This is a genomic window from Kocuria himachalensis (genome assembly GCF_054784195.1).
Genome location: NZ_BAAGPL010000024.1, coordinates 106,575 through 131,833, shown reverse-complemented (window position 1 = coordinate 131,833; position 25,259 = coordinate 106,575). Strand labels below are relative to the sequence as shown.

The following is a 25,259-nucleotide window of genomic DNA, read 5'->3' as shown; positions in this document are numbered from 1 at the left end:
GGCTGCTCCATGAGTTCCATGAGTCTCGGGGGCGACAGGGCGCAGCAGAGCTGCCGACCCTCGGTGCGGTCACCATGTGCCGCCTGCATTTCCAACCTATAGCGCGCCGGGGGGCTTGTGGCAAGACCCCCTGCGCGCCGCAGAATGCTCGGGCCGGGAGCGGGACCTGCGGACGGAGGCGGATGGAATGGACGAGCACGCGGTGGTGGTCGTCGGCGCAGGGCCGACAGGGCTGATGCTGGCGGGCGAGCTGGCGCTGGCGGGGGTTGACGTCGTCGTCGTCGAACGGCGGGCCGGTCAGGATCTCGTCGGGTCGCGCGCCGGTGGGCTGCACTCGCGGACCATCGAGGTCCTCGACCAGCGCGGCATCGCCGACCGGTTCCTCGCGGCGGGAACGACCGCCCAGGTCGCCGGGTTCGCCGGTGTCCCCCTGGACATCAGCGACTTCCCCACCCGCCATCCCTACGGTCTCGCGCTGTGGCAGAACCACATCGAACGGCTCCTGGCCGACTGGGTCCGCGAGCTCGGGGTGCCGGTCCGCTACGGGCACGAGGTGACGGGCATCGTCCGGGACGGCACCGGCGTCCACGTCGAGCCGGCGGACGGCCGGCCGCTGCGGGCGCAGTACCTCGTCGGGTGCGACGGAGGACGGAGCCGGATCCGCAAGGCGGCGGGGATCGCGTTCCCGGGGTGGGACCCGACGACGAGCAGCCTGCTCGCCGAGGTGGAGCTGACCGAGGAGCCGGAGTGGGGCGTCCACCAGGACGCCGTCGGCAAGCATGCCTTCCGCCGGCCCCAGGACGGAGGGCCGGTGGGGGTCATGGTGACCGAGCGCCACGTCGGGCATGGCCGCGAGCCCACCCTGGGTGATCTGCGCGATGCGCTCGTCGCCGTGTACGGGACGGACTACGGGGTCCACAGCCCCACCTGGATCTTCCGGTTCACCGACACGACCCGGCAGGCCGCGTCCTACCGGGACGGACGGGTCCTGCTGGCCGGCGACGCCGCGCACGTGCACGCCCCGGACGGCGGTCAGGGCCTCAACACGGGCGTGCAGGACGCGGTGAACCTCGGCTGGAAGCTCGCGCAGGTCGTCGGGGGGACAGCACCGGAGAGCCTCCTGGACAGCTACCACGCCGAGCGCCACCCGGTGGCGGCCCGCGTGATGCGCCTCACGATGGCGCAGGTCGCGCTGCGCCGGCCCGACGACCGCAGCCGGGCCGTGGGCGAGACGATCGCCGAGCTGCTGAGCATGGACGAGCCACGACGACGGTGGGCCGCGATGATGTCCGGTCTGGACATCCACTACGACCTCGGTGCGGGGCACCCGCTGCTCGGGCGGCGCATGCCGGACCTCGATCTCCGCACGGCCGGTGGACCGTCACGGGTCTCCACCCAGCTACACGAGGCCCGGCCGGTGCTGCTCGACCTCGGCACGCCCGGCGGCGTCGACATCGGGGGCTGGGCGGACCGCGTCCCCCTGGTCGTCGCTGCGCACCGCGGCAGCTGGGAGCTGCCGGTCCTCGGGCCCGTCCCCGCCCCCACCGCCGTGCTGGTCCGGCCGGACGGGCATGTCGCCTGGGTGGGCGACGGGAACACCTCAGGACTCGAGACCGCGCTCAGCACCTGGTGCGGCCCACCTTCCGGGGCCGGTGCCGTCAGCGCAGATCGAACCGGTCGAGCTCCATGACCTTGACCCACGCGGCGACGAAGTCGCGCACGAACTTCTCCCGGGCGTCGTCGCCGGCGTAGACCTCCGAGATCGCCCGCAGCTGGGAGTGCGAGCCGAAGACCAGATCGGCCGCGGTGGCCGTCCACCGGAGCTCGTCCGTGGTGAGATCGCGGATCTCGAAGACCTCCTCCGCATCCTCGGACGCCCGCCACTCCGTGCCGGCGCCGAGCAGGTTCACGAAGAAGTCGTTGGTCAGCGCGCCCGTCCGGTCGGTGAGCACGCCGTGCGCCGACTGCCCGTGGTTCGCGCCCAGGCTCCGCAGACCGCCGACCAGGACGGTCATCTCGGGGGCGGTGAGGTTGAGCATGTAGGCGCGGTCGAGCAGCAGCGTCTCGGGCGAGAGCCGCACGTCGGACTTCGCGAAGTTCCGGAAGCCGTCGGCCTGCGGCTCGAGCACGGCGAAGGACTCGACGTCGGTCTGCTCCTGCGTGGCGTCCGTGCGCCCGGGCCGGAACGGGACCCGGACCGGGTGTCCGGCGTTCCGGGCCGCCTGCTCGACGGCCGCGCAGCCGCCGAGGACGATCAGGTCGGCCAGTGAGATCCTCGTGCCGTCGGACCGGGCGCCGTTGAAGTCCTGCTGGACCTGCTCGAGGACGCGCAGCACCTCGGGCAGCTGCTCCGGCTCGTTCACCTCCCAGTGCCGCTGCGGCTCGAGGCGGATGCGGGCACCGTTGGCCCCGCCCCGGTTGTCGGTGCCCCGGAAGCTGGCCGCGGAGGCCCACGCGGTGGACACCAGCTGCGCCACGGTCAGTCCCGAGCCGAGGAGGGTCTCCTTCAAGACGGCGACGTCGTCGTCCCCGACCAGGTCGTGGTCGACCGCCGGGACCGGGTCCTGCCACAGCTGCGGCTCCGGGACCCACGGCCCCAGGTAGCGCGTGACCGGGCCCATGTCGCGGTGCAGCAGCTTGTACCATGCCTTGGCGAACGCCTCGGCGAACTCGTCCGGGTGCTCGTGGAAGCGTCGGGAGATCTTCTCGTACTCCGGATCGACCCGGAGCGCGAGGTCGGTCGTGAGCATCGTCGGCCGGTGCTTCTTCTCCGGGTCGAAGGCGTCCGGGACGCTCTCGTCGGCGTCCTTGGCGACCCACTGGTGCGCCCCGGCGGGGCTCTCGATCAGCTCCCACTCGTGGCCGAACAGGTTGCCAAAGAAGCCGTTGCCCCACCGGGTCGGGGTGCTGGTCCAGGTCACCTCCAGACCACTGGTGATGGTGTCCGGGCCCTTGCCGCTGCCGTAGGTGCTCCTCCAGCCCAGGCCCTGGCCCGTGACCGGGCAGGCCTCGGGCTCGGGGCCCACGTGGTCGGCGGGCCCGGCCCCGTGGGTCTTGCCGAAGGAGTGCCCGCCGGCGATCAGCGCGACCGTCTCCTCGTCGTTCATCGCCATGCGGCGGAACGTCTCGCGGATGTCCCGGGCGGACGCGAGCGGGTCGGGGTTGCCGTTCGGGCCCTCGGGATTGACGTAGATCAGCCCCATTTGCACCGCGGCGAGCGCCCCCGAGAGCTCGCGGTCGCCGCCGTAGCGCTCGTCACCGAGCCAGGTGTCCTCCGGGCCCCAGAACATCTCCTCGGGCTCCCACACGTCCTCGCGCCCGAAGCCGAAGCCGAAGGTCCTGAAGCCCATCGACTCGAGCGCCACGTTCCCGGCGAGCACCAGCAGGTCGGCCCACGAGACCTTCCGGCCGTACTTCTGCTTGACCGGCCACAGCAGGCGCCGGGCCTTGTCCAGGTTGGCGTTGTCCGGCCAGCTGTTGAGCGGGGCGAACCGCTGGGCGCCCTCCCCGGCACCGCCACGGCCGTCCGCGATCCGGTACGTGCCGGCCGAGTGCCAGCTCATCCGGATGAACAGCCCCCCGTAGTGCCCGAAGTCGGCGGGCCACCAGTCCTGCGAGGTGGTCATGAGTTCGGCGAGGTCCCGCTTGAGCTCCTCGACGTCGAGCGTCGCGAACTCGCTCGCGTAGTCGAAGTCGGGGCCCAGCGGGTCGGTCGTGGCCGAGTGCTTCCGGAGGACGTTCAGGTCCAGCTGGTTCGGCCACCAGTCCTGGACGGTCCGTGGCTGACCGGTCTTGGGGGTGGGTGCGTCGATCGCCGGGTTCTCGCTCTCGCTGCCGTGCACGGGAGCATCAGAGGTCTGGGACATGGGTCTTCCTTCCAGGATGGCGGTACCGGTCCGGGACCGGTCGCGCGGCAGAGGCATCGCTCCGGGTGGTCGGTCCGGACTCGTCGAGGGGCAGCACGTGGTCGGCGGACGCCGCAGGCCGCGGCGTGGCGCCGGCCGGCATCCGGAGGGCGTCGTCCACCGTCCGGGGTGGGACGTCGAGGCGATCACGGCGGACGCCGAGGGTGATCGAGGTCGTGCCGGGGCTCGGGGGCGCGGACACGGCGTTCGGGACCGCCGGCGGAGTCGGGTCGACCCGCTGGGCGGTGCTCCGAGGGAGCTGCTGGAGGTCCAGCTGTGCGTCCACCTCTCAAAGTGTCGTGGCCGGCCCGGAGGCCGTCAAGGTTCCGGGGTCTCCGACACCGGTGGCATCGACACCGGCGCGATCGGCCCTTTTCACCGGTCCGCCGGGGACCCGGCGGTGGCCGGGTGGGGTGCTGGGCGAAGGGGCCGCCGCTCGGGCGATCGAGGAGACCATGTCCGGGCTACCAGCACATGATGGCGGTGTCTCCCGACTGGCCTGCCCAGGCGAGCCTGACGCGGATGACGTACCGCCTTCCCCGGAAGAGCTTCGCCGACACACCGGAGTTGCGGTCCTCCCCGCTGTCGTCGTCGCCGGCCAGGAAGCGCAGCTCTCCGTCGACCTCCTCGAAGAGCACCAAGGTGGTGTCGGCCGTCCCGAAGGTGGCGATCTGGTACTTCCGCGACACGTCGGGGGTGATCTCGAGGTCCGCCTGCTGTCCCGGGGCCAGGGTCAGCGGCGTGGACCGGAACGGTTCGAGCGTCGGGAGCACGTCCGGCAGGACCGGGTAGAACTTCCGCACCCATTCCTGGTCCTTGGTCGACAGACCGCCCGGGGGGCTGATGCCCGTCTGGTAGCGGGCGGGCTCCTTGATGAGTCCCTCGGGGAAGGCGTACTGCATCACCGAGTCGGGATCCCAGGTCGAGCCCTCCACCTCGTCCTGTCCCAGTTTGCGCAGGACGTTGTGGTGCGTCGTCTCCGGGGACCAGTGGTTGGGGGCCTCGGCGAAGAACGCGTAGACCCTCGCTTCGTCCCACACGATGCCGGCGAACGGGTTCTGATGCTCGTGCGGCAGGCCCATCGTGTGGCCGATCTCGTGCAGCGCCGTCGTGCGCCCGTACTCATCGGTCAGGTCCCAGCCGAAGTTCATGGTCGCGTCCTGGGTGCCGATGGTCAGGACGTCCCGGCCCACGTAGGACCAGGACCCGTCGGCCTGGTCGAAGGAGATCCTCACCTCCGCCTCCCCCGGCTCCTCCACCTCCTGGAATCCGAGACCGATCCCCAGGTCCTTCCACTCCTGGAACGCGCTCCGCACCGCCTGGCGCTGAGGCTCGGGTCCCTCCCGGAACGCGTAGCGGAGCACTGTCCCGTTGACCCATTTCTGGGCCATCAACCGTACGAGCCGCTGTCTGACGCCCACCAGCCCCTCGGGGAGGGGACGCACGATGCGCGGCTTGACGGCACAATAAGGGCGAACTGAGGAACTCATCATTCTCAACTCCTGAACGAGCACCTGTCAGATGGTCTCGAGCACGGCTCGCGGCAGGCCGAGGGCGTCGACGCCCCGCGAGAACCCGGCGACAGGGCCCCCACGCGAGCCGTTCCGCGCCGAGCAGTCGCGGCCCGCACGGTATCGGCACGGCTTGCCGGCACACCGAGCCGATCCACGCTCTGACCTGGACGGGCATCGATCCTGGAGGACCGAGGTGGCGCTACGGGTCGACGCCGGCACCCATCGCTCCTCGCAGCGTGCGGTGAACACCATCCAAGTGATATGCATCGACGAAACCACGCTCGAGGCTGCCCCTCCAAGAGAAGGATCCTCGCTGTGCCGGGGCTGTGACCATGTGACACCAACATGAAGATCCCTCCACCCCCGTCCGTGTGCCTGTCAGGCCGCTCTCCTCTGCGCCGGGAGAAACGGCTGGGGGTTCCTGCAGGTGCCGACGTTCCAGGTGCGATGTCCTGCTCGTCACACGGGACCCGATACCGGACACCCGTTCCATGCCCTCACATCATTTGCTGTACTGGCTGCGGAAACAGAACGTGCCGAGGGGACGTGGACAGCATGGAGCGGTATGCCGACCTGGTGCTGGAGGGCGGGGGCGTCAAGGGCATCGCCCTGGTGGGAGCCATCGAGGTCCTCGAGGAGCGCGGCTACCGCTTCAAACGGGTCGCTGGTACTTCTGCCGGTGCCATCGTCGGGGCCCTGGTCGCCGCCGGCGCCCCGGCGAGCAAGCTGGTGGACATCATCGGCTCCGTCCAGTACCCGGACTTCCGCGACGGCTCCCGTCTGACCCGGACCACCGCCGGCAAGGCCGCCGGGATCCTGGCCCGCAACGGCATCTACCTCGGCGAGCACCTCCGCTCCTGGCTGCAGTCCCAGCTCGACGAGTACGGGGTGCGGACCTTCGCGGACCTGCCCTACACCGACGACGAGCGGCCTCCCGCCCCGGAGCGGTCGTTCCGGCTGGTGGTCACCGCCTCGGACATCAGCAGGGGCCGGCTGCGCTATCTGCCCTGGGACTACGACGAGTTCGGCCGTGACCGGGGCGCTCAGCACGTGGTCGAGGCGGTCCGGGCCTCGATGTCCATCCCCTTCTTCTACCGTCCGGTCCGCTGGGACACCGCCGACGGCAGGAGGGCGTGGCTGGTCGACGGCGGGATGCTCTCCAACTTCCCGATCGCCGCCTTCGACGCCCCGCCGGGCGCTACTCCGCGGTGGCCCACGCTGGGCATCAAGCTCTCGGCCCATCCGGACGCGGTCCAGGGCACCGGGTACCCGATCAGGGGACCGGTGAGCATGAGCCGGGCCATGCTCAAGACCATGACCGGCTTCTACGACCAGATGCACATCGAGTCCCCCGACGCCCAGGCCCGCACCATCTTCGTCGACACCGGCAGCATCCGCGCCACCGACTTCAACCTCACCGACGACGACCGGGACTTCCTCTACCACAACGGCCGCCGGGCCGCCGAGAAGTTCCTCGACGGCTCGTCCACCCGCCCACCGTGGGACTTCGACGCCTATGTCGCCGCACATCGCTGACGCTGCGACGGGTCTGCCGGCCCGGTCGAGCCCGTCGGCCGGCCACGGCCCTCGTCCTTCGGCTGAGCGAGGACGGTGGCCGACCGGCGGTCTCGCTCAGGAGGGGGACGAGGGGGCGGTGACGCCGTTCCCGGCATCCTCCGCCGCGATCCGCGCGTACGTCGCCGAGACCCGGCGGTAGACCGGGGTCAGGAACGCCAGCAGCGCGGCCGTGATCATGACGACGCCGGCCACCAGGAACACCAGGGCGATGCCGCGCGAGGTGCCCTCGCCCAGCAGCGGTGCCAGCTGGGCGCTGCCTTCCGCGGATCGCGCGTACGGGATGATCCAGAACTGGGCGAGCGGTGCGATGAGGAACGCGGTGATCGGCGCTGCCGCGGACTCGAACGCCATGGCGAAGCCGAAGACCCGGCCCTGCCGCTCGAGCGGCACGACCCGCTGGATGACCGTCTGTTCGGCCGCCTCCACGAAGGGGACGAGCACCAGGTAGAGCCAGATGCCGAGGGCGTACAGCCAGGCCCACTCCCGCACGGTGAACAGCGCGCCGAGCGCGCCCATCGCGACCACCGCGAGCAGCATGGTGCGCAGCGGGTTGGACCCGAGCCCGAACTTGCCGATCAGCGCCCCGCCCACGATGAACCCGGTGGCGCCGAGCGCGAAGACCGTTCCCCAGATCTCCACGGGGAACATCTCCAGGCCGTAGGGGTCCATCAGCGCCATATAGACGCCGCCGATGAAGTTGTTGAACGTCGAGAACAGGATCAGCGCGAACAGCCCGGACACGGCCACCACGGCGGCGAAGGCGCCCCGCAGGTCGAAGCCGCCATGGGCGTCCGTGGCCGCGGCGCGCACCTCCTCGGGCATGCGCAGGGTCAACAGATGCACGAAGGCCACGGCCGTGAGCACCACGGCGACCACGACCGTCCAGCCCATGCCCAGCAGTCCGACCGACAGCCCGGAGAGCACCGAGGTGATGATGAACATCAGGCCCTGCACCATGCCCACCAGCCCGTTGGCGTTGGCACGCCGGTCCGGTTCGATGAGGATCGTGACCGTGGTGGACAGGGCGATGTTGCGCATGTTCTCCACCACCGCCCCGATCAGGACGAGCAGGGCGAAGACCCAGATCCACGGCCGGGTCAGGTCCGCCATCGAGGCAGCCGGGGCGAGGAAGAACAGGATGCCGGCCAGCACGAACAGCACCAGTGTGAAGGCGGCGGCGAAGCGCATCACGGCGAGCTTGCGGTAGCGGTCCACGAAGGTGCCGAAGCTGATGCTCGAGAGCGCGATCAGCAGCATGTAGGCGCCACCGACCACCCCGGTGGCGATCACGTTGCGCGTCTCCAGGTACACCCAGAACGTCAGGGCGAACCAGAGGTAACTGGTCGTGATGTTGGCGAGGGCGGTGTTCACCAGGATCCCGGCGAAGGTCCGGGACCGCTGCGCCGGACTGCGCACGGAGGTGTCGACGGCATCGGGATCGATCAGCCCCGGCGGTGCCTCGCCGTCATCGGTCGGAGCGGACGTGACGGCCGCGTCCGCGGGAAGTGCTGCGCGGCCGACGGGAGCCGCGGCGGCCCGGGACGGGCCCGGTTCGTGCTCGTTCATGCGGCCCAGTGTAGTGAGGGGCGCGGACACGCCAACGGCTCGGTGGCCTGCTCGGACCACCGAGCGGAACAGGCCGGTGACCGGCGTCGCGCCGCCGTTCCCGCAACGGTCCGGTTCGCCGACGATCGTCCACCGGTCGGACCCGCGGAGGTGTCCGGAAACCCGCCCCCGGGTCGAGACCTGCATCCCGGGGGACCCGCCTCCCTTCCCGGTCCCCGTGCCGGGAACGGTGCGGCTCATCGCACAGTACAGTGATCCGGGGCACGGGACTCCGGTGCGGACCGGGTCCGTCCGGTCGAACACGGCGACCCCTTCGGCCAGCTCGCGGCTGTGCGGGAGACCCGGATCTCCCGGCGCCGCACGATGACGTCGCCGATCAGCAGTCCTGTGCCGATTCCGCCAGGAGCCACAGCATGCACATGATCGATCCGATGAGGACATAGATGAGCCACCAGAACGAGACAGATTTCGCGGCCCACGAGGCCCGCGCGGACGACGACGGCGGCGCACCCGCCAAGTGGAAGATCGTGGGACCCGGCCTGGTGGTCGCCGCCACCGGTGTGGGCGCCGCCGACATGGTCGCCACGCTGGTGGCCGGCTCCCGGTACGGGTACGGCCTGCTGTGGGCCGTGATCCTCGGGGTGATCCTCAAGATCATCCTCGTGGAGGGCGCCGGGCGCTTCACCCTGGCCACCGGCCGGACCATCTTCGAGGGCTGGCGGTCCCTGGGCCGGTGGACCACCTGGTACTTCGGTCCGTACATCATGATCTGGGGCTTCGTCTACGGAGCGACGGCGATGTCCTCCGCGGCCCTTCCCCTCGCGGCGGTCTTCCCCGTCCTGCCGCTCTGGGGTTGGGCGATCCTGATAGGCCTCCTCGGGTTCGTCATGGTGTGGTTCGGGAAGTACTCCACCTTCGAGAAGATCACCGCCGCACTGGTCGGCCTGATGTTCGTCACCGTCGTCGGGCTGGCCGTCATCGCGACCCCCAACATCCCCGAGATGCTTACGGGCCTGGTGCCGATCATCCCGGAGGGCGGTGTGCTCTACACCCTGGCCCTGGCCGGTGGAGTGGGCGGCACCATCACCCTGGCCGCCTACGGCTACTGGCTGCGGGAGAAGGGCTGGTACACCCCGAAGTGGATGCGCGTCATGCGGATCGACAACTCCATGGCCTACGTGGTCACGGGCATCTTCGTCATCGCCATGCTGATCGTCGGCGCCGAGGTGGTCCGCTCCGCCGGCCTGGCGCTCAGCTCCGGCGACGAGGGCCTCCTCGACCTCTACGACGTGCTGCGCGCGGAATACGGGGACGTGGTCGGCACCGGGTTCCTCATCGGCTTCTGGGCCGCGTCCTTCTCCTCGATCATCGGTGTCTGGAACGGCGTCTCCCTCATGTTCGCCGACTTCTGGGGCAATGTCCGCGGCAAGGAGTCCGGCCACCCCGACACCCGCGTCGGCGGGAAGTACTTCCGCTTCTACGTGCTGTGGCTGACGTTCCCGCCCATGATCCTCTTCGCCCTGGGCCAGCCCATCGGCCTGATCCTGGCCTACGGCATGCTCGGCTCGCTCTTCATGCCCTTCCTCGCCCTCACGCTGCTGGGCCTGCTCAACGGCAGACGGATCCCGAAGAAGTGGGCCAACAAGCTGCACACCAACATCGCCCTGGGCATCACGGCCCTGCTGTTCGCCGTCCTGGGCGTGCAGCAGCTGATCAAGTCACTGGCACCGGTCCTCGGCGGTTGAGGCGCAGACCGTGGATCCCTCCGCCGCAGGCCCGGACGGCGTCAACCGGTGGCGTTCCTGCCGGAGCGGATCAACAGGGTGGGGACTGCGGCCAGGGTGACGATCACGGCTCCGAGCACCAGGGCGGGGGCATACCCGCCGCCCAGCAGGGGCGCTGCGGCCAGCGGCCCGAGGATCTGCCCGATGCTGAAGGCGATCGTGAGGATGGCTGCCGAGCGTGGGATACCCATGCGGGCCCCGGTGCCCATGCCCAGGGAGACGATGCCCAGGAAGGTTCCACCGAACACGACCCCGGCGAACAGCGCCACGCCGCTGCCCGAGAACACCGCGGGCAGCAGCATGCCGACGGCCTGGACCAGCAGCGCGGTGCGCAGCACCGTGGCCGGTGGGAAGCGAGAGGCGAGGCGGGAGTACAGCGCCGAGGACGGCAGGGCCGCCAGGCCCACGACCACCCAGGCGCTGCTGCCTATCCACCCCGGGGAGGTGGCACGGATCGCGGCCACGAGGAACGTGCCCGCGATGATGTAGCCGGCGCCCTCCAGGAGGTAGCTGATAACGAGCGCCACGAACGAACGGCGGACCCCCGGTTCGATCCGCACCGGGGAACCGGAGCCGGCTCGCGACGCCGGGGCCCGGACGGGGCCCGGCGCGCCGCCCACCGGCAAGGCCCAGGCGACCGCGGCCAGCGCCGCGGCGGCCACCGCGCAGGCCCACCAGGCCGTGCTCCAGGTCCCGGCGCGCTCCAGTGCCAGCACGAGCACGCCGGACAGCGCGATGCCCCCGCCGATGCCGCCGTAGACCCAGCCGCCGCTGCGCGCTCCCCCGTGCGACAGCCGGACGGCCACGACGCCGGCCACGGCGATGAACACCACGGCGCTGGCCACCCCGGAGCTCAGCCGGGCCAGGGCCCAGGCGGGTACGGAGGCGGTCGCCGCCATCGCGACCAGAGTCGCGATCTGGACCACCAGCCCGATCCTGAACGCCAGGACGGACGAGGTCACCGCGGGTCGTACCAGGGCCAGCACCGCTCCCAGCAGATAGCCCAGGTAGTTGACGGTGGCCAGCTGTGCGCCCTGCTCCGGCGCCAGGCCGGCCTGGTCCTGCATGAGCGGCAGGATCGGGGTGAACCCGAACCGGCCCACGCCCATGGCCAGCGCCATCGCCGCAGCTCCAGGAACGACGACGGTCCACACGCCCGGAGTGCTCTGGGGCATGGGCTTGCCGTCCTCTCGTGGTGGAGCCGGATGGGTCCGTCTGCTCCAGGAGCAGGGGTCCCGATCAGCGCCCCGGCCGTCGTGGGACCAGCCGGTGGGTGCAGCGCCGATGACCCTCAGGATGGCATTTCCACGGTCGACACTGTGCATGCGGACCCTGTCCGGCCCGTGTCCGAGTGGGTCGTCATCCGTCGGCCCAGGGGTTGATCCCCGGACGTCGTCGAGAAAAAATGGTGCACGCGGATCTCGCAGGAGCACACCGAAGGACCACACCATGGGCATCATCCAGGTCGACCTCTTCCTCACCCTCGACGGCGTGTACCAAGGGCCGGGCGGACCCGACGAGGACCGTTCGGGCGGTTTCGAGCTCGGCGGATGGCAGGGGGCGTACTTCGACGACGAGTCGGGCGAGACGATCGGCGCCGGCATCGAGCGCCTGGACGCCTTGCTGCTCGGCCGCAGGACCTACGACATCTTCGCCGGCTACTGGCCGGCCCAGGGCGACGCCGACCCGATCGCCGTGAAGTTCAACGCGGTGCCGAAGTTCGTCGTCTCGCGCACGCTGACCGACCCGTCGTGGGAGGGAACCACAGTGCTGGCGGATGTCACGACCGAAGTGCGAGCGCTCAAGGACCGGTTCGACGAGATCCACGTCATCGGCAGCGGCGACCTCGTGACGAGCCTGCTCAGGGAGAACCTGGTCGACCGGCTGAACCTGTTCCTCTATCCGCTGGTCCTGGGCTCGGGCAAGCGCCTGTTCGGCGACGGCACCGTCCCGGCGGCCTTCACTTTGGTGGAGCCGCCGCGGGCGTTCCCGAAAGGTGCGATCTCGCTCGTCTACGAGCGGGCCGGCGACCCGGTCACCGGCGTGGACGTCTCGCAGCCGGCGCAGTAGGCGACCGCGCCGGAGCCGCCCTGCTCCCGCGGCTGACACTGGTCGTCGCCCGCTCATTCCCTGGGGTTCCACTCCCCACCTACGAAAAATGGCCCGCCCGGTCCAGTAAGACCGAGCGAGCCGTGGACACGAGAAGGCGAGTTCTGCATGTCCACCACGAACACTACCCCACCCCCGCTCCGCCGGGGAGGCCATGGCACCAGCTCAGAGCGCGAGGCGCCACCTGGGGCACCCTCGCCGTCGGGGTCTCACGCCCGGCGCACGCAAGGATGTTCACCGTCGTGGGCCAGCTCGGCATGTCACGGAGTGGCGCGGTTGCCCGCTGCTGCCATGATCTTCTGCCCCTAGAGGAAAAAACAGAAGGATCCGCTATAATACCGCCGTTCGAACCCACGAAGAAGGGCCTGGGATGGACGTGCTGGACGCACCGCAGTACCGGGTGCCGTTGCGGCTGCGGGGCGTAGAAGGCAGGATGGCGACCTTCGAGGTGCCACCGGAGTTCACAGAGCACATTGCCTCGGCCACGCCGGCGAAGAACGCCTGGACCCGGGACTTCAATACCGGTCTCGTCGGCGGGGCCCGCATCGACCGATCCACCACGCCGCCGACGGTCATCAGCTACCTCACCCGGCCCTTGAAGCAAGTGGACGTTGCCGGCGAAGGGTGGGTGGCACTGCTTCGGCGCGACACACGGCCCCGGGCCAAGCGGCCCTACCAGTTGATCTCCGTCACTCGCAGCATCGGTCAGGGCAAGGTCAAGGACTCCGACAGCAAGCCGACACCGGTTCCGGTCCATGTTGCTCCGCCCATGGCCCTGGACGACCAGCTGTGATGCTCCGGCGCCATGGCCGCACCACCCCAGAAATCCGGTGGAGGGGCCGAGCCCCCTGACCGCACCGTGGCACGGGTCTCCCCGCTGTCGTGCCCTCCCTTCGATCGTTCGAGCTCCTGGCGCTCGGTCCGGGGAATCTATAATCCGGACAGGTGGAGGGGAGACTGCGATGCCCGACGAGGAGGTCTTCGTACCCTACGGCCCCACTCACTGGGCTGCTCTGGGCGTCTGCGTCCTCGGTGCTGTGGTCGTGGTGATCGTGGGCCGCCGTCTACGGGATTCCGAGGCCGAGGTGATCTTCTCCCGGGCTTTCGCCTCGGTGCTGACCACGTACACGGTGACGATGCTCGTCTACCGGTGGTGGCCGGGCAATTTCGACGTCCACATCTCACTGCCGGTCCACCTCTCGGATCTCGCGTGGATGGTCGCCGTCATCGCCCTGTGGACACGGGCCCACTGGGCGACGGCGCTCACCTACTACTGGGGACTCACTCTCAACCCGCAGGCCATCCTCACCCCGGCACTCGACTCGCCGGACTTCCCCCACATCGACTTCATCGACCTCTGGGTCCAGCACATCCTGGTGCTCTGGGCAGCCCTGTACCTGATGTGGGGACGCGGCGGCCGCGTTGACTGGCGGGACTACCGACTGGCCCTGGTCGTCACCGTCACGTGGGCCATGGCAACGTTCGGGCTCAACAGCTGGCTGGGGACCAATTACGGCTTCCTCAACGGCAAGCCGGACAACCCCTCGATCCTCGACCTGTTCGGGCCCTGGCCGTGGTACCTGCTGGTGGAGTTGCTCATCGTCACTGTGGCGTGGGCGCTCATCACCTGGCCGTGGACGTTCCGGCGGCCGAGCACGGCCGAGACCCGAGTCGACGCGGCAGGCTGAGGCAGCACGACCACAGGGCATCGACTCGGGCCTGCCGGGGCGGCGGCAAGTGGACTGCCCCTCGGGGACGGTCTGGTGCAGCGGTGTGTGGGTTCTCGCCGGAGGCGAGGAGCGCAAGCTGCTCGTCGCCGGTGGAGCTACGTCGGCGATCGTCGCAGTGTCCTTCGCTTTGCTCCTGCCGAGTGGACCGCATGGGTTCAACGCCTGCTCACCAATCGTGAAGACTCGCCGCACTCTTTTGATGCCTCGTCGATGCCGTGACCAACTACGCGACCATTGGCCGCCTCGCTCTGCCGTCCTGGCCGACCAGCCCGGAATCTCCCAACTACGCCCGAATTTATTGGCCCGTACAACTCCGTGCTCCTGAGCGCCGATATAGCGACCACAGCCGACGAGCTACCGCCCCTTTGGAATCGCGCCCCAAAGGAGGCCTCGTGACACCGACGGGACCAAAGAACCGGATGTTGTGTCACAGGACCAATTATGTTGTGAAAAGGTCCAAATAGTTTGTCTATTTACACGGGATGTGAGGCCCCGGGCTAACTGGCCAATGTGGCCAGTCCTAAAGTCCCAGAATCTAGGCATTGTCCTCACATTGAACATGTTCTCGCCGACCCGGATTAGTTGGCCATTCCCGACCCCTCCGACACCGTCCGGCTCCAACTGTTCGAGGGTTCATGCTGAGCCAGCGACGGCGTTGCCAGCTACCGACGCAAAGCTGAAGGCCGGGTACCGCTCCGGTCGTCACAGCATTTCGTGGACAAGCCTGAAGCTCGACGCGTCGACTGCTAGCCAGTCGGTCAGGTCTTGTTTCTCGTCCTCGGAAGGAGAGAACCCCGCCAGGGCGGCCTGTTCGAGCACGCTGCTGAGCACAGCGCGGCCGATGGCAGGGGCATCAGGGGCCTGGTCCGCACTGAGGTCGGCGCCACCGGTTCGGGCACCTCGAATAACGTAGAGAAGCGCTCTCCGGGATACCTCAACGTCCAGTTCCCTGGCGCGGTCCCTGGACCACTTCGAGGCCTCCGAGAGGTTGAAGTCGAACTCACGGGCGTACTCCGAGAGCACCTCGAACACGACGGGCCAGTGTTCCTGCGGCAGTCGGGGCATCTTGGCGACGTCGCAGAATCGGGTGATACCCGGGGGAAGCGGCGCCGGGACCTCCGGCGGGTCGCTCGGCTCAGGCTGGACGGGTTCGGGTGCCGGGTGCCTGGTCGAGTCCCAGAAGTGGTGCGGTGAGAAGTTGAGGTTGGGCAAGCCGATCCGCTCGACGGCCTTCCGGAACGTTCCTCCACCGAACCACCGGGTACGTGTGACGACTTCACCCAGGTCTGCGTGGATCCGGCTGGCAAGGCGGGCAGAATTGATGGGCACCTTGGAGGACTCGTAATCGCTGCGCACCACCTCGCAGAACTCCCGCCATGCCTCCTCGTCGTTCGGCCGGCCCCCGGGAGTGGCGTCCCCTGCGACGCTGTGTACTTCCAGGATCGCCGCAGCTTCCTCAGCGACGTCAGTTTCTGACTCCTGGTCCGGGGCCATGAGGTCGAACAGGTCCTGCTCATCGAGGTACTGGTCGGCCAGGGCTTCATAGGCCACCGCGGTCGAGCCAGTGGCGATGATTGCGGTTATGCGGTCATGGGCGCGTAGCACCTGAAGCAACGGTGTGAAGTCGGCATCGCTGGAGGCCAGCACGAACTCGTCGTAGCAGGTGTCGTGCTGCAGAGCGGTCATCACGTCTATCACGATGCGGATGTCCGCTCCGTTCTTCGCCCCCCGCGTGAGACTGGGGCAGTCCACGACCTCCACGCCGGCCTGGGTGAAGAATGGCCGGAACTTCGAAAAGTACAGCCGCTCCCCCGGCTGCAGGGGGTGGGCGATGCTGCCAGAGGGGTTCATGTAGCAACGCAGCACCAGCCAGCGTCGGACGTCGTCAGCGTCGTGCGTGGCCAGTCGGTTGATCCATGCGGACGGTCGTTCTGCGAGCTCGAGGGCTGCTTTCGGGTCGCTACTGAGCAACCCGCTGAAAAAGTTGTCGAAGTCTATGAACATGGCGGATCTGCGGTGGCCCATGGCGTCCTCGCGATTGGGTGAGCTGCACTATGTGCATTAGCTAATCACTTGTAGTGGCCCCACAGGCTGCAGCACGGCCATATCGTGCGCAGATGTCTTGCATCAAATACAGCGGGGCCCCCATCCGTTCGACTGTGGCCTTCAGCCACGTAGATAAGTGGATCCAGTGGCATGTCGGAAGGATCCGTAGCCTCGACAGCTGCTGACTCCGCGCATTCCTGACCGCGGCAGTGCCCGGGTGTGTACGCCCTTGCGGATTAGACCTGGTCTCAGAACTCGGTCGACTGGCGGAGTCGGCGGAAGTTGATGAGTGTGACAGCGAGCAGGAGCAACGGCAACAGCGTGGCTGCGGTGCGGTCGTAGCGCAGCCCGAGGCGCTTGAAGCGCAGCACCCAGGAGATGGTGCGCTCTACGACCCAGCGGTGCCGGCCCAGGAGGGTCTTGGCCTCGATTCCGCGGCGAGCGATCCGAACCTTGATGCCTCGCCGGTGCAGGTAGCGACGGCACCTCGGGTAGTCGTAGCCCTTGTCCGCTGCGGCTTCTCCGGCCGGCGGCGAGGTCGCCCCGGACGACCGCGGCGACCGCGCACTGCCGGATTGGTCTCCAGCAGCGGCTCGAAGAGCTTGCTGTCGTGCGTGTTGGCTGCTGAGACCAGTTCGTGCAGGGGCAGGCCGGCCGCGTCGGTGAGCAGGTGGTACTTCGTGCCTGGTTTCCCGCGGTCAGTGGGGTTGGGACCGGTCAGCTCGCCCCCCTTTTGGCCCGCACGGACACAGCATCAATGCTGGCCCGCGACCAGTCGAGGATCTCCTGCTCGGAGAGCTCCTCGAGCACAGCCCGGTGCAGCTTCTCCCACACCCCGGCCTCCTGCCACTCGCGCAGGCGGCGCCAGGCGGTGTGCCGGGATCCGCAGCCCAAGGCCGGGGGCAGATCCCGCCAGCGGCACCCGGTGTGGAGCACGAACAGGATCCCTCCCAGGGCGGCACGGTCATCGATCCGGGGTCGGCCCCGCGGGCCCTCGAGGAGGTGGCTGGGGAGGGATCAGCGGGGCGATCAGCTCCCACAGACGGTCATCGACCATCCACGACTGCTTCCTCGTCGTCATGCAGGCACTGTGAAGCACTCCCAAGCGGGCGGCAACGACAGATCAGGTTTTGAGACCAGGTCTTAGGGGTGGCCCGCGGCGGCCCGCCGGGGCCATGATGGCACCATGACTGATGCCCAACGGAAGCTGTCCGCTGCCGAGGTCGCCGAGGCCGGGCTCACCGGCTGGCGCCAGGCCGGCGAGACCCTCGCCGCCACTTTCAGGACCCGGAAGTTCTCCACCGGGCTGGAGCTCGTGAACCGCATCGGCGCCTCCGCCGAGGAGGCCAGCCACCACCCCGACCTCACCCTCACCTACCCCGAGGTCGGCGTCACGCTCTCCAGCCACGATGTCGGCGGGATCACCAGCCGCGACATCGACCTGGCCCGCACCATCAGCGGCCACGCCGCGGACCTCGGGGTCGCCGCCGCGGAGTGAGTCCGCGCCGTCGGGCAGGGGCGAACGGACCGTCGAGGCGCCGAGCGGATACGCCAAGAGGCGATCAGGGAAGCGCCCCGTGATCGGGCCTCCGTCAGGCTGCGTGGAGGACCGGCGACCCGTCCTCCGGGATGACGATCGCGCTGGCCGGCGCGCCGATGTGTGCCGGACGGCAGAGGAAGGCGGCTTCTCCGAGCTGGTCTACACGCCGGCAGACGGCGAGACGCTCACGTCCGGGGACCTGTTCCGCAAGAACCTGCGGACCTTCACCAACCTCTATGACTTTCTCTCCCAGCTGCTGGACTTCGAGGACACCGACATCGCCAAACGCGCCATCTTCTACCGGGTGCTGTGGGAGGTCACCAAGCAGGACGAACGCTCTGAGACCCCCGACCTGTCCACCGTGGACCTCCTCGACGTCATCAGCCGACCCCGCGGCCCTGCCGCCGACATCCAGCTGGCCTCCGGGGAGGCGGTCGAGCTGAACCCGCTCAGCGCCGCCGGCTCCGGGATGAACCGGGACCCGAAGCTCGTGGCGCTGGAGGAGGTCGTGAACCGGCTCAACGAGATCTTCGGTCAGGACCTGCCGAAGGACGTGCGGGAGAACTTCGTGACCTCCCAGCTGAACTCCTTGCAACAGGACGACCGGCTCGTGGCCCAGGCGAAGAACAACTCCGAGGCCCAGTTCATGGTCAGCCCCGACCTGAAGAACTCCGTGCTCTCCGCCGCGTTCCGCAATCAGGCTGATCAGGGCCAGATGGTGGATCACCTCTTCAGCGACGAACGCGTCCAGCTCGAGGTCGTGAAGCTGCTCGGCCGAGCCCTGTTCCAAAGCGTGCAGGGCGCGATATGAGGTCATGGCTTAAGGCTCAATCACCGGTCAGCGGATTCGTGGAAGTGCCGTGAACCGGTTGTAATTGACGCTGTCGAGGCGTGTCACTGAACTGAAGGCCCGGCCGCCTCAGCGACCGGGCCCTCAATCATCAGACGCGCTGACGGATCGTGCCGCCAGGATTGCCGTCGCCGCGCCCCTTCGGCACGAAGCGCCCGGTTGCTGCGGATCGGGTCACAGTGCGCTTGTTGCTGGTGCCCGAGCCGACGGCCTCATGGGTCGTCTTACCCGGCCACCGAGACGCGGTCGCCTTGCTGACAAAGCGTCCTGTTCGAGCACTGCGATTGACACTGCGTGCCATCGCGACCTCCTTGGAGGTTGCGCCGAGCCCGAGCACGCCCCGTAGTGGGGACGCTGGGAACTCACGTAGACTGTCCGAGCCGTACTAGGCATCGGGTCCTTTGGCCCGGCTCGGGGTGGCCCTGCGACAACAGGGCCACCCCGTTCTTGTTGGCTTTCCAGCCAAGTTTCATGCTGAGTGCCATCCCTGCCGGACCCGTGGGTCCTTCGAGGCTCAGAACGGTCACTCACCGCACTTCCTGGGTCCCTTGTAGGCGGCCTGGCCAACTGCGCGGTCGCTGGCCAACTCGCTGGCGCGTTCTGGCCAACTCCTACCGTTTTGGCCAACTAGCCCGGCACCTCAAACGGGATCAGAAGTCCCAGTCCTCGTCCTCCGTGTTCACGGCCTTGCCGATCACGTAGGAGGAGCCCGAGCCGGAGAAGAAGTCGTGGTTCTCGTCGGCGTTCGGGGACAGCGCGGAGAGGATGGCCGCCGAGACGTCGGTCATCTCCTTCGGGAACAGCGCCTCGAAGCCCAGGTTGTTCAGGGCCTTGTTGGCGTTGTAGTGCAGGAACTTCTTGACGTCCTCGGTCCACCCGACGCCGTCGTAGAGGGACTCGGTGTAGCGCACCTCGTTCTCGTAGAGCTCCTCGAGCAGCTCGTAGGTGTAGAGCTTCAGCTCGTCCTGACGCTCCTGGGACTCCAGGGCCATGGCACGCTGGAACTTGTAGCCGATGTAGTAGCCGTGCACGGCCTCGTCGCGGATGATGAGGCGCACCAGGTCGGCAGTGTTCGTCAGCTTGGCCCGGGAGGACCAGTACATGGGCAGGTAGAACCCCGAGTAGAAGAGGAAGGACTCGAGCAGGGTCGAGGCCACCTTCTTCTTCAGCGGGTCGTCGCCCTTGTAGTACTTAATGACGATGTCGGCCTTCTTCTGCAGGTACGGGTTCTCCCGGGCCCAGCGGAAGACGTCGTCGATGTCCTTCATGGAGGACAGCGTCGAGAAGATGGAGGAGTAGGACTTCGCGTGCACGGACTCCATGAACGCGATGTTGGTGTACACCGCCTCCTCGTGCAGGGTGACGGCGTCCGGGATCAGAGACACGGCGCCCACGGTGCCCTGGATGGTGTCCAGCAGCGTCAGGCCGGTGAAGACCCGCATGGTGAGCTCCTGCTCCTCCGCGGTGAGCGTCTTCCAGGAGGGGACGTCGTTGGAGATCGGCACCTTCTCGGGCAGCCAGAAGTTCGCGGTCAGCCGGTCCCAGACCTCGTCGTCCTTCGGGTCCTCGATCCGGTTCCAGTTGATGGCCTGGGCCTGGTGGTGGAGCAGCTGCACCTTGTCGATGCTCTCGCTCTTCTCCAGAGTCATGATCTGTCTCTTCCTCGAACGGGGTGGACCCCCGCGCGCGTCCTGCGGACGCGCGCGGGGAGTTTTAGGGTGGTCGCCGGGGCGCCGGCGGTCAGAGCATGCAGGACACGCAGCCCTCGACCTCGGTGCCCTCCAGCGCCAGCTGGCGGATCCGGGAGTAGTACATCGTCTTGATGCCCTTGCGCCACGCGTAGATCTGCGCCCGGTTGATGTCCCGGGTGCTGGCCGTGTCCTTGAAGAACAGGGTCAGGGACAGGCCCTGGTCCACGTGCTGGGTGGCGGCGGCATAGGTGTCGATGATCTTCTCGTAGCCGATCTCGTACGCGTCCTGGAAGTACTCCAGGTTCTCGTTGTTCATGAAGGGCGCCGGGTAGTACACGCGGCCCAGCTTGCCCTCCTTGCGGATCTCGATCTTCGAGGCGATCGGGTGGATCGAGGACGTAGAGTTGTTGATGTAGGAGATCGACCCGGTCGGCGGCACGGCCTGCAAGTTCTGGTTGTACATCCCGTGCTCCATGACCGAGGCCTTGAGCTGCTCCCAATCCGCCCGGGTGGGGATGTGCACGCCCGCCTCGGCGAACAGCTGCCGCACCCGCCCGGTGGCCGGGGCCCACTCGCGGTCGGTGTACTTGGTGAAGTACTCCCCCGACGCGTACTGGGACCGCTCAAAGCCGGCGAACACCGCCTTGCGCTCCTTGGCGATCTCGTTCGACGCGCGGACCGCGTGGTACGTGACCGTGTAGAAGTAGATGTTCGTGAAGTCGAGGCCTTCCTCGGAGCCGTAGTGGATGTGCTCCTTGGCGAGGTAGCCGTGCAGGTTCATCTGCCCGAGACCCACGGCGTGGGACATCTGGTTGCCGCGCTCGATCGAGGGCACCGAGGTGATGTCGGACATGTCCGACACCGCGGTGAGACCCCGGATCGCGGTCTCCACCGACTGCCCGAAGTCCGGGGACTCCATGGTCAGCGCGATGTTGAGGGAGCCGAGGTTGCAGGAGATGTCCTTGCCCACCTCGTCGTAGTTCAGGTCCTCGTGGTACGTGGACGGCTCGGAGACCTGGAGGATCTCGGAGCACAGGTTGGACATGATGATCTTGCCGTCGATCGGGTTGGCGCGGTTCACCGTGTCCTCGAACATGACGTACGGGTACCCGGACTCGAACTGGACCTCGGCGAGGGTCTGGAAGAACTCGCGGGCGTTGATCTTCTTCTTGGTGATCCGGCCGTCCGCGACCATCTCGTGGTACTTCTCGGACACGTTGACGTCCGAGAACGGCATCCCGTAGACCCGCTCCACGTCGTACGGGGAGAACAGGTACATGTCCTGGTTCTTCTTGGCCAGCTCGAACGTGATGTCCGGGATGACCACGCCCAGGGAGAGGGTCTTGATCCGGATCTTCTCGTCCGCGTTCTCCCGCTTGGTGTCCAGGAAGCTGTAGATGTCCGGGTGGTGGGCGTGCAGGTACACCGCACCCGCGCCCTGGCGGGCGCCCAGCTGGTTGGCGTAGGAGAACGAGTCCTCCAGCAGCTTCATGATGGGAATGATGCCCGAGGACTGGTTCTCGATCTTCTTGATCGGGGCCCCGGCCTCGCGGACGTTGGTCAGCGCGAACGCCACGCCGCCCCCGCGCTTGGACAGCTGCAGGGCGGAGTTGATCGACCGCCCGATGGACTCCATGTTGTCCTCGATGCGGAGCAGGAAGCAGGAGACGAGCTCGCCGCGCTGCTGCTTGCCCGCGTTGAGGAACGTGGGGGTCGCCGGCTGGAAGCGCCCGGAGATGATCTCGTCGACGAGCTGCGTGGCGAGCAGCTCGTTGCCGTCGGCGAGGTAGAGGGACACCATGACCACGCGGTCCTCGAAGCGCTCGAGGTAGCGCTGGCCGTCGAAGGTCTTCAGCGTGTAGGACGTGTAGAACTTGAACGCGCCCAGGAAGGTCTCGAAGCGGAACTTCTGGGAGTACGCCCGCTTGGAGAGCTCCTTGATGAACTCCATGCTGTACTTCGCCAGGACCTCGGGCTCGTAGTACTGGTGCGAGACCAGGTAGTCGAGCTTCTCCTCGAGGTCGTGGAAGAAGACGGTGTTGTTGTTCACGTGCTGCAGGAAGTACTGCCGAGCGGCCTGCCGGTCGGCGTCGAACTGGATGTGGCCGTCGGCGTCGTAGAGGTTCAGCAGGGCGTTGAGCTCGTGGTAGCCCAGGCCCCGGTACTTCTCCGGGACGCGCGTGTCCTCGTGGCCGGGCTCGACGCTCACGCCCGGAGCTGCGGAAATTGTCGCCAAAACTGTTCCAATCCTTGGTTTACCTGGTGGACATCCTCGGGGGTGCCCATGAGTTCGAACTTGTAGAGGACGGGGACGCCGCACTTGGCCGCGATCTTGTCCGCGGCCAGGCAGAACGCCGGCCCGAAATTGGTGTTGCCCGCGCCGATGACGCCGCGCAGGAACCGCCGGTTGGTCTCCTTGTTGAGGAACTTCACGACCTGCGGCGGGACGGCCCCGCTGCCGTTGGGCCGCCCGTACGTCGGGGCGGCCAGCACGAAGGGCTCGGTGATCTCGGGGGGCTCCTCCCCGGTCAGAAGAGGAAGGCGCAGCACGCGGGCGTCGAGCTTCTCGACGAAGCGGTGCGTGTTGTTGGAGACCGAGGAGAAGTAGACCACCAGCGGGGCGTGGCTGTCCGGTGCCGCGGCGGTGTCGCCGTGGTCCTGCTGAGCGGTCCCGGTACGGGTGCCGGGGTGGTGCGTGCTCATTGCTTCCGCGCTCCGAAATGGGGTCGTGGGTGGAGGGCCGGGGCGCCGCGGGGAAGCGGGCGGCGCGCCGGCCTCAGGCCGAGAGGAGGACGGCCAGGGACGTGATCTTGTCCGGACGGTAGCCGGACCAGTGCTCGGTCGCCGTCTCGACGACCGGGACCTGCTGGTAGCCGAGGGCCAGGACGTGGGCCAGGGCGGCCTCGTCCTCGGTGACGTCGACGACGTTGTACTCGATGCCCTTCTTGGTCAGGGCCCGGTAGGTGGCATTGCACTGGACGCAGGCCGGCTTGCTGTACACGGTCACGGACATCACTGTTTCCCCTTGGTCGATCGGGTGGTTTGTGGGGGAGATCCGGGACTTCCGCAGTCTCTGCGGCGGTGAAGGGGTCTCTCCGGGTGGCTGATTTCAATACTACATCTAGTGCCAGGAAGGGGAAGCGACCCCTAGATGCAGTGGTGCGGGTTGTCCACAGCTCCCTTCTCGCTATCCCCAGAACGACCGCTGACCATCCACAGGGGACCTCCGCGGGGGATCGCGGATTTCCGCCGCCGGGGTCCCGTTGTGCACAGGCTGTGTGCACCGCCGGGCCCCCGGCCGGTGGACAGGATTAATTTTCGGACACGGCGTGTCGGCTCCGGCGGCGGGGCCGGCGCAGCCCGACCGCCGCGGCGGCGAGCCGGGCCCGCAGTCCCCGGTAGGGCGGGTAGACGACCCGCAGCGTGTCGGGGGCGAGCGGCTTGTCCAGGACCGCGCGCGCGTGGGAGAACGTCGTGAACGAGAACTTCCCGTGGTAGGCGCCGGTGCCGCTCTCCCCCACCCCGCCGAACGGCAGCGCGGGGCTGGTCAGGTGCAGCAGCGGGGCGTTGAAGGACAGTCCGCCGGAGGACGTGCGCCGGCGGAACAGTTCCTTGACCGACCGCTCCTCGGTGAACACGTAGAGGGCCAGCGGCTTGTCCCGGGCGGTGATCAGCTCAATGGCGTGCTCGGCGGAGGCGACCGGCACCAGGGGGAGCACGGGCCCGAAGAGCTCCTCCTCCATGAGCGGACCGTCCGGGGCGGAGCGCACCACCGTGGGCGCGAGGTAGCGCTCCCCCGGCTCCGCCGTCCCGCCGCAGACGACGTCGTGAGCGGGGACCCGGTCCAGGAGCCCGGTCAGCCGGTCGAGGTGGCGCCCGGTGACGATCCGCCCGTAGGAGTCGCTGCGGGACGGGTCCTCGCCGTAGTGCTCCTCCACCGCCCGCACCAGCTCCGGCTCGAGGGCGGCGAGCGTCTCGGGGGTGCCGAGCACGTGGTCCGGGGCCACGCAGGTCTGGCCGGCGTTGAGGAACTTCCCCCACACGATCCGCCGGGCGGCGGTCCGCAGGTCGGTCGAGCCGTCCACCCATACCGGGGACTTCCCGCCCAGCTCGAGGGTCACCGGGGTCAGGTGCCGGGCGGCGGCCGCCATCACGACCCGGGCCACCGACCCGTTGCCGGTGTAGAAGACGTGGTCGAAGCGGTGCTCGAGCAGCCGCGTGGTCTCCGGGACGCCACCCTCGACCACGCTCACGCAGTCCCCGAGGTAGCGCTCGAGCAGCCCGGCCAGCACCCCGGAGACGGTCGCGGAGACCTCGGAGGGCTTGACGACGACGGTGTTGCCGGCCGCGAGCGCTCCCGCCAGGGGGCTCAGGACGAGCTGGACGGGGTAGTTCCACGGCGCCATCACGAGCACGGTCCCGAGCGGCTGGTGCTCCACGTGGGTGCGGGCCGGGGCGAGGCTCAGCGGGACGGGGACCCGGGTGGGAGTCATCCAGCGGCCGAGCTCCTTGCGGATCCCGGCGATCTCGTCGAGCGTGAAGCCGAGCTCGGTCAGCCACGCCTCCGCCGGGGGCTTGCCGAGGTCGGCGGCCAACGCCTCCTCGAGCACCGTCCGGTTCTCCCGCACGAGGTCCTCGAGCCGGTGCAGCCGGTCCAGCCGGGTCGCGAGGTCGACGTCGGGGACGAAGGCCGCCCGGGCGCGGTCGACGGCGGCGTCGACGGCGGGGAAGTCTGCCGAGACGTCCGGCGGTGCAGAGGCGGGGGTGGTGCTGCGGGTGCTGGTCATGGCTCCAGGGTAGGGCCCGGCTCGGACGCCACAGACCGCCGGGGCGGCACGGCCGGTCAGGGCTGCCCCGACAGTCAAGGGCGACGAGGACGGCCAGGGCCGCACCGTCAGCCGGAACAGCACAGACAGCCGGGGCAGCACGGACGGCCCGGGCCGGCC

Annotated in this window: 20 protein-coding genes and 1 pseudogene; 8 read left to right on the top strand and 13 right to left on the bottom strand. The window is 68.6% G+C overall.

Annotated features, from left to right (window positions below):
• The first annotated feature begins 187 nt into the window (after positions 1-187).
• Positions 188-1,690 carry an FAD-dependent monooxygenase gene (locus ACYVM4_RS16775; RefSeq protein ID WP_460669267.1) on the top strand — a complete coding sequence of 501 codons (1,503 nt, stop codon included), beginning with the start codon at positions 188-190 and terminating at the stop codon, positions 1,688-1,690.
• Here the strand turns inward: ACYVM4_RS16775 and katG are convergent.
• The 3 genes from katG to ACYVM4_RS16760 all read right to left on the bottom strand — a co-directional run bounded on the left by katG (position 1,659) and on the right by ACYVM4_RS16760 (position 5,296).
• On the bottom strand, positions 1,659-3,866 hold the full coding sequence (gene katG, locus ACYVM4_RS16770) for a catalase/peroxidase HPI (RefSeq protein WP_460669266.1): 2,208 nt from the start codon (positions 3,864-3,866) through the stop codon (positions 1,659-1,661). The genes ACYVM4_RS16775 and katG overlap by 32 nt on opposite strands.
• Positions 3,850-4,191 carry a hypothetical protein gene (locus ACYVM4_RS16765; protein ID WP_460669265.1) on the bottom strand — a complete coding sequence of 114 codons (342 nt, stop codon included), beginning with the start codon at positions 4,189-4,191 and terminating at the stop codon, positions 3,850-3,852. The genes katG and ACYVM4_RS16765 overlap by 17 nt, the downstream gene beginning before the upstream one ends.
• 178 nt (positions 4,192-4,369) lie before the next feature.
• Positions 4,370-5,296, bottom strand: a complete 927-nt coding sequence (locus ACYVM4_RS16760) for a M12 family metallopeptidase (RefSeq protein ID WP_460669264.1) — start codon at positions 5,294-5,296, stop codon at positions 4,370-4,372.
• A 678-nt stretch (positions 5,297-5,974) separates the two neighbouring features.
• Between ACYVM4_RS16760 and ACYVM4_RS16755 the strand changes: the two genes are divergently transcribed.
• Entirely contained in the window at positions 5,975-6,955 is a 981-nt protein-coding gene (locus tag ACYVM4_RS16755) for a patatin-like phospholipase family protein (protein WP_460669263.1), read from the top strand.
• Between the two features lie 96 nt (positions 6,956-7,051).
• On the opposite strand, the gene ACYVM4_RS16750 is transcribed toward ACYVM4_RS16755, so the two are convergent.
• Positions 7,052-8,563, bottom strand: coding sequence for an MFS transporter (locus tag ACYVM4_RS16750; RefSeq protein WP_368820015.1), 1,512 nt, complete (start codon positions 8,561-8,563; stop codon positions 7,052-7,054).
• A 443-nt stretch (positions 8,564-9,006) separates the two neighbouring features.
• Between ACYVM4_RS16750 and ACYVM4_RS16745 the strand changes: the two genes are divergently transcribed.
• Positions 9,007-10,308, top strand: coding sequence for an Nramp family divalent metal transporter (locus ACYVM4_RS16745; RefSeq protein WP_460669262.1), 1,302 nt, complete (start codon positions 9,007-9,009; stop codon positions 10,306-10,308).
• Positions 10,309-10,349: 41 nt separating this feature from the next.
• Here ACYVM4_RS16745 and ACYVM4_RS16740 read toward each other — a convergent pair whose 3' ends face one another.
• Positions 10,350-11,522 carry a YbfB/YjiJ family MFS transporter gene (locus ACYVM4_RS16740; protein WP_460669261.1) on the bottom strand — a complete coding sequence of 391 codons (1,173 nt, stop codon included), beginning with the start codon at positions 11,520-11,522 and terminating at the stop codon, positions 10,350-10,352.
• 274 nt (positions 11,523-11,796) lie between these two features.
• Here ACYVM4_RS16740 and ACYVM4_RS16735 point away from each other — a divergent pair, with 274 nt between their 5' ends.
• From ACYVM4_RS16735 to ACYVM4_RS16725, 3 genes are all read left to right on the top strand, one after another.
• Positions 11,797-12,417 (top strand): dihydrofolate reductase family protein, encoded by a 621-nt coding sequence (locus tag ACYVM4_RS16735; protein WP_460669260.1) that lies wholly within the window; start codon positions 11,797-11,799, stop codon positions 12,415-12,417.
• Between the two features lie 409 nt (positions 12,418-12,826).
• Positions 12,827-13,249 (top strand): hypothetical protein, encoded by a 423-nt coding sequence (locus tag ACYVM4_RS16730; protein ID WP_460669259.1) that lies wholly within the window; start codon positions 12,827-12,829, stop codon positions 13,247-13,249.
• A 169-nt stretch (positions 13,250-13,418) separates the two neighbouring features.
• Positions 13,419-14,144, top strand: coding sequence for a YwaF family protein (locus ACYVM4_RS16725; RefSeq protein ID WP_368820010.1), 726 nt, complete (start codon positions 13,419-13,421; stop codon positions 14,142-14,144).
• Positions 14,145-14,888: 744 nt separating this feature from the next.
• On the opposite strand, the gene ACYVM4_RS16720 is transcribed toward ACYVM4_RS16725, so the two are convergent.
• Both ACYVM4_RS16720 and ACYVM4_RS16715 read right to left on the bottom strand, forming a co-directional pair.
• Positions 14,889-16,211, bottom strand: coding sequence for an NYN domain-containing protein (locus ACYVM4_RS16720; protein WP_460669258.1), 1,323 nt, complete (start codon positions 16,209-16,211; stop codon positions 14,889-14,891).
• Between the two features lie 269 nt (positions 16,212-16,480).
• Positions 16,481-17,313: pseudogene (locus ACYVM4_RS16715) on the bottom strand (IS5 family transposase).
• 105 nt (positions 17,314-17,418) lie between these two features.
• Between ACYVM4_RS16715 and ACYVM4_RS16710 the strand changes: the two are divergent.
• Together ACYVM4_RS16710 and ACYVM4_RS16705 are read left to right on the top strand one after the other, a co-directional pair.
• Positions 17,419-17,730: a 4a-hydroxytetrahydrobiopterin dehydratase gene (locus ACYVM4_RS16710; protein ID WP_460669257.1), complete on the top strand. Its 312-nt coding sequence runs from the start codon at positions 17,419-17,421 to the stop codon at positions 17,728-17,730.
• A 160-nt stretch (positions 17,731-17,890) separates the two neighbouring features.
• Complete coding sequence (locus ACYVM4_RS16705) at positions 17,891-18,583, top strand: hypothetical protein (RefSeq protein ID WP_460669256.1); 693 nt, start codon at positions 17,891-17,893, stop codon at positions 18,581-18,583.
• Positions 18,584-18,713: 130 nt separating this feature from the next.
• On the opposite strand, the gene ACYVM4_RS16700 is transcribed toward ACYVM4_RS16705, so the two are convergent.
• The 6 genes from ACYVM4_RS16700 to ACYVM4_RS16675 form a co-directional block, all read right to left on the bottom strand.
• A complete protein-coding gene (locus ACYVM4_RS16700; protein ID WP_460669255.1) occupies positions 18,714-18,923 on the bottom strand; it encodes an ABC transporter ATP-binding protein in 210 nt (69 codons plus the stop codon).
• A gap of 349 nt (positions 18,924-19,272) precedes the next feature.
• A complete protein-coding gene (gene nrdF / locus ACYVM4_RS16695; protein WP_368819974.1) occupies positions 19,273-20,271 on the bottom strand; it encodes a class 1b ribonucleoside-diphosphate reductase subunit beta in 999 nt (332 codons plus the stop codon).
• 91 nt (positions 20,272-20,362) lie between these two features.
• Entirely contained in the window at positions 20,363-22,522 is a 2,160-nt protein-coding gene (gene nrdE / locus ACYVM4_RS16690) for a class 1b ribonucleoside-diphosphate reductase subunit alpha (RefSeq protein ID WP_368819973.1), read from the bottom strand.
• On the bottom strand, positions 22,519-23,016 hold the full coding sequence (gene nrdI / locus ACYVM4_RS16685) for a class Ib ribonucleoside-diphosphate reductase assembly flavoprotein NrdI (RefSeq protein WP_368819972.1): 498 nt from the start codon (positions 23,014-23,016) through the stop codon (positions 22,519-22,521). The genes nrdE and nrdI overlap by 4 nt, the downstream gene beginning before the upstream one ends.
• Before the next feature lie 73 nt (positions 23,017-23,089).
• Positions 23,090-23,326: a glutaredoxin-like protein NrdH gene (nrdH, locus tag ACYVM4_RS16680; protein ID WP_017834611.1), complete on the bottom strand. Its 237-nt coding sequence runs from the start codon at positions 23,324-23,326 to the stop codon at positions 23,090-23,092.
• Between the two features lie 298 nt (positions 23,327-23,624).
• Positions 23,625-25,100, bottom strand: coding sequence for an aldehyde dehydrogenase family protein (locus ACYVM4_RS16675; RefSeq protein WP_460669254.1), 1,476 nt, complete (start codon positions 25,098-25,100; stop codon positions 23,625-23,627).
• Positions 25,101-25,259: the final 159 nt, after the last annotated feature.

What these genes read in the sequence shown, in the direction of transcription:
- ACYVM4_RS16775 (WP_460669267.1), top strand. Translation starts at nt 188, where the DNA reads ATGGACGAGCACGCGGTGGTGGTCGTCGGCGCAGGGCCGACAGGGCTG.
- katG (WP_460669266.1), bottom strand. Translation starts at nt 3,866, where the DNA reads ATGTCCCAGACCTCTGATGCTCCCGTGCACGGCAGCGAGAGCGAGAAC.
- ACYVM4_RS16760 (WP_460669264.1), bottom strand. Translation starts at nt 5,296, where the DNA reads ATGGCCCAGAAATGGGTCAACGGGACAGTGCTCCGCTACGCGTTCCGG.
- ACYVM4_RS16755 (WP_460669263.1), top strand. Translation starts at nt 5,975, where the DNA reads ATGGAGCGGTATGCCGACCTGGTGCTGGAGGGCGGGGGCGTCAAGGGC.
- ACYVM4_RS16750 (WP_368820015.1), bottom strand. Translation starts at nt 8,563, where the DNA reads ATGAACGAGCACGAACCGGGCCCGTCCCGGGCCGCCGCGGCTCCCGTC.
- ACYVM4_RS16745 (WP_460669262.1), top strand. Translation starts at nt 9,007, where the DNA reads ATGAGCCACCAGAACGAGACAGATTTCGCGGCCCACGAGGCCCGCGCG.
- ACYVM4_RS16740 (WP_460669261.1), bottom strand. Translation starts at nt 11,522, where the DNA reads ATGCCCCAGAGCACTCCGGGCGTGTGGACCGTCGTCGTTCCTGGAGCT.
- ACYVM4_RS16735 (WP_460669260.1), top strand. Translation starts at nt 11,797, where the DNA reads ATGGGCATCATCCAGGTCGACCTCTTCCTCACCCTCGACGGCGTGTAC.
- ACYVM4_RS16730 (WP_460669259.1), top strand. Translation starts at nt 12,827, where the DNA reads ATGGACGTGCTGGACGCACCGCAGTACCGGGTGCCGTTGCGGCTGCGG.
- ACYVM4_RS16725 (WP_368820010.1), top strand. Translation starts at nt 13,419, where the DNA reads ATGCCCGACGAGGAGGTCTTCGTACCCTACGGCCCCACTCACTGGGCT.
- ACYVM4_RS16720 (WP_460669258.1), bottom strand. Translation starts at nt 16,211, where the DNA reads ATGGGCCACCGCAGATCCGCCATGTTCATAGACTTCGACAACTTTTTC.
- ACYVM4_RS16710 (WP_460669257.1), top strand. Translation starts at nt 17,419, where the DNA reads ATGACTGATGCCCAACGGAAGCTGTCCGCTGCCGAGGTCGCCGAGGCC.
- ACYVM4_RS16700 (WP_460669255.1), bottom strand. Translation starts at nt 18,923, where the DNA reads ATGGCACGCAGTGTCAATCGCAGTGCTCGAACAGGACGCTTTGTCAGC.
- nrdF (WP_368819974.1), bottom strand. Translation starts at nt 20,271, where the DNA reads ATGACTCTGGAGAAGAGCGAGAGCATCGACAAGGTGCAGCTGCTCCAC.
- nrdI (WP_368819972.1), bottom strand. Translation starts at nt 23,016, where the DNA reads ATGAGCACGCACCACCCCGGCACCCGTACCGGGACCGCTCAGCAGGAC.
- nrdH (WP_017834611.1), bottom strand. Translation starts at nt 23,326, where the DNA reads ATGTCCGTGACCGTGTACAGCAAGCCGGCCTGCGTCCAGTGCAATGCC.
- ACYVM4_RS16675 (WP_460669254.1), bottom strand. Translation starts at nt 25,100, where the DNA reads ATGACCAGCACCCGCAGCACCACCCCCGCCTCTGCACCGCCGGACGTC.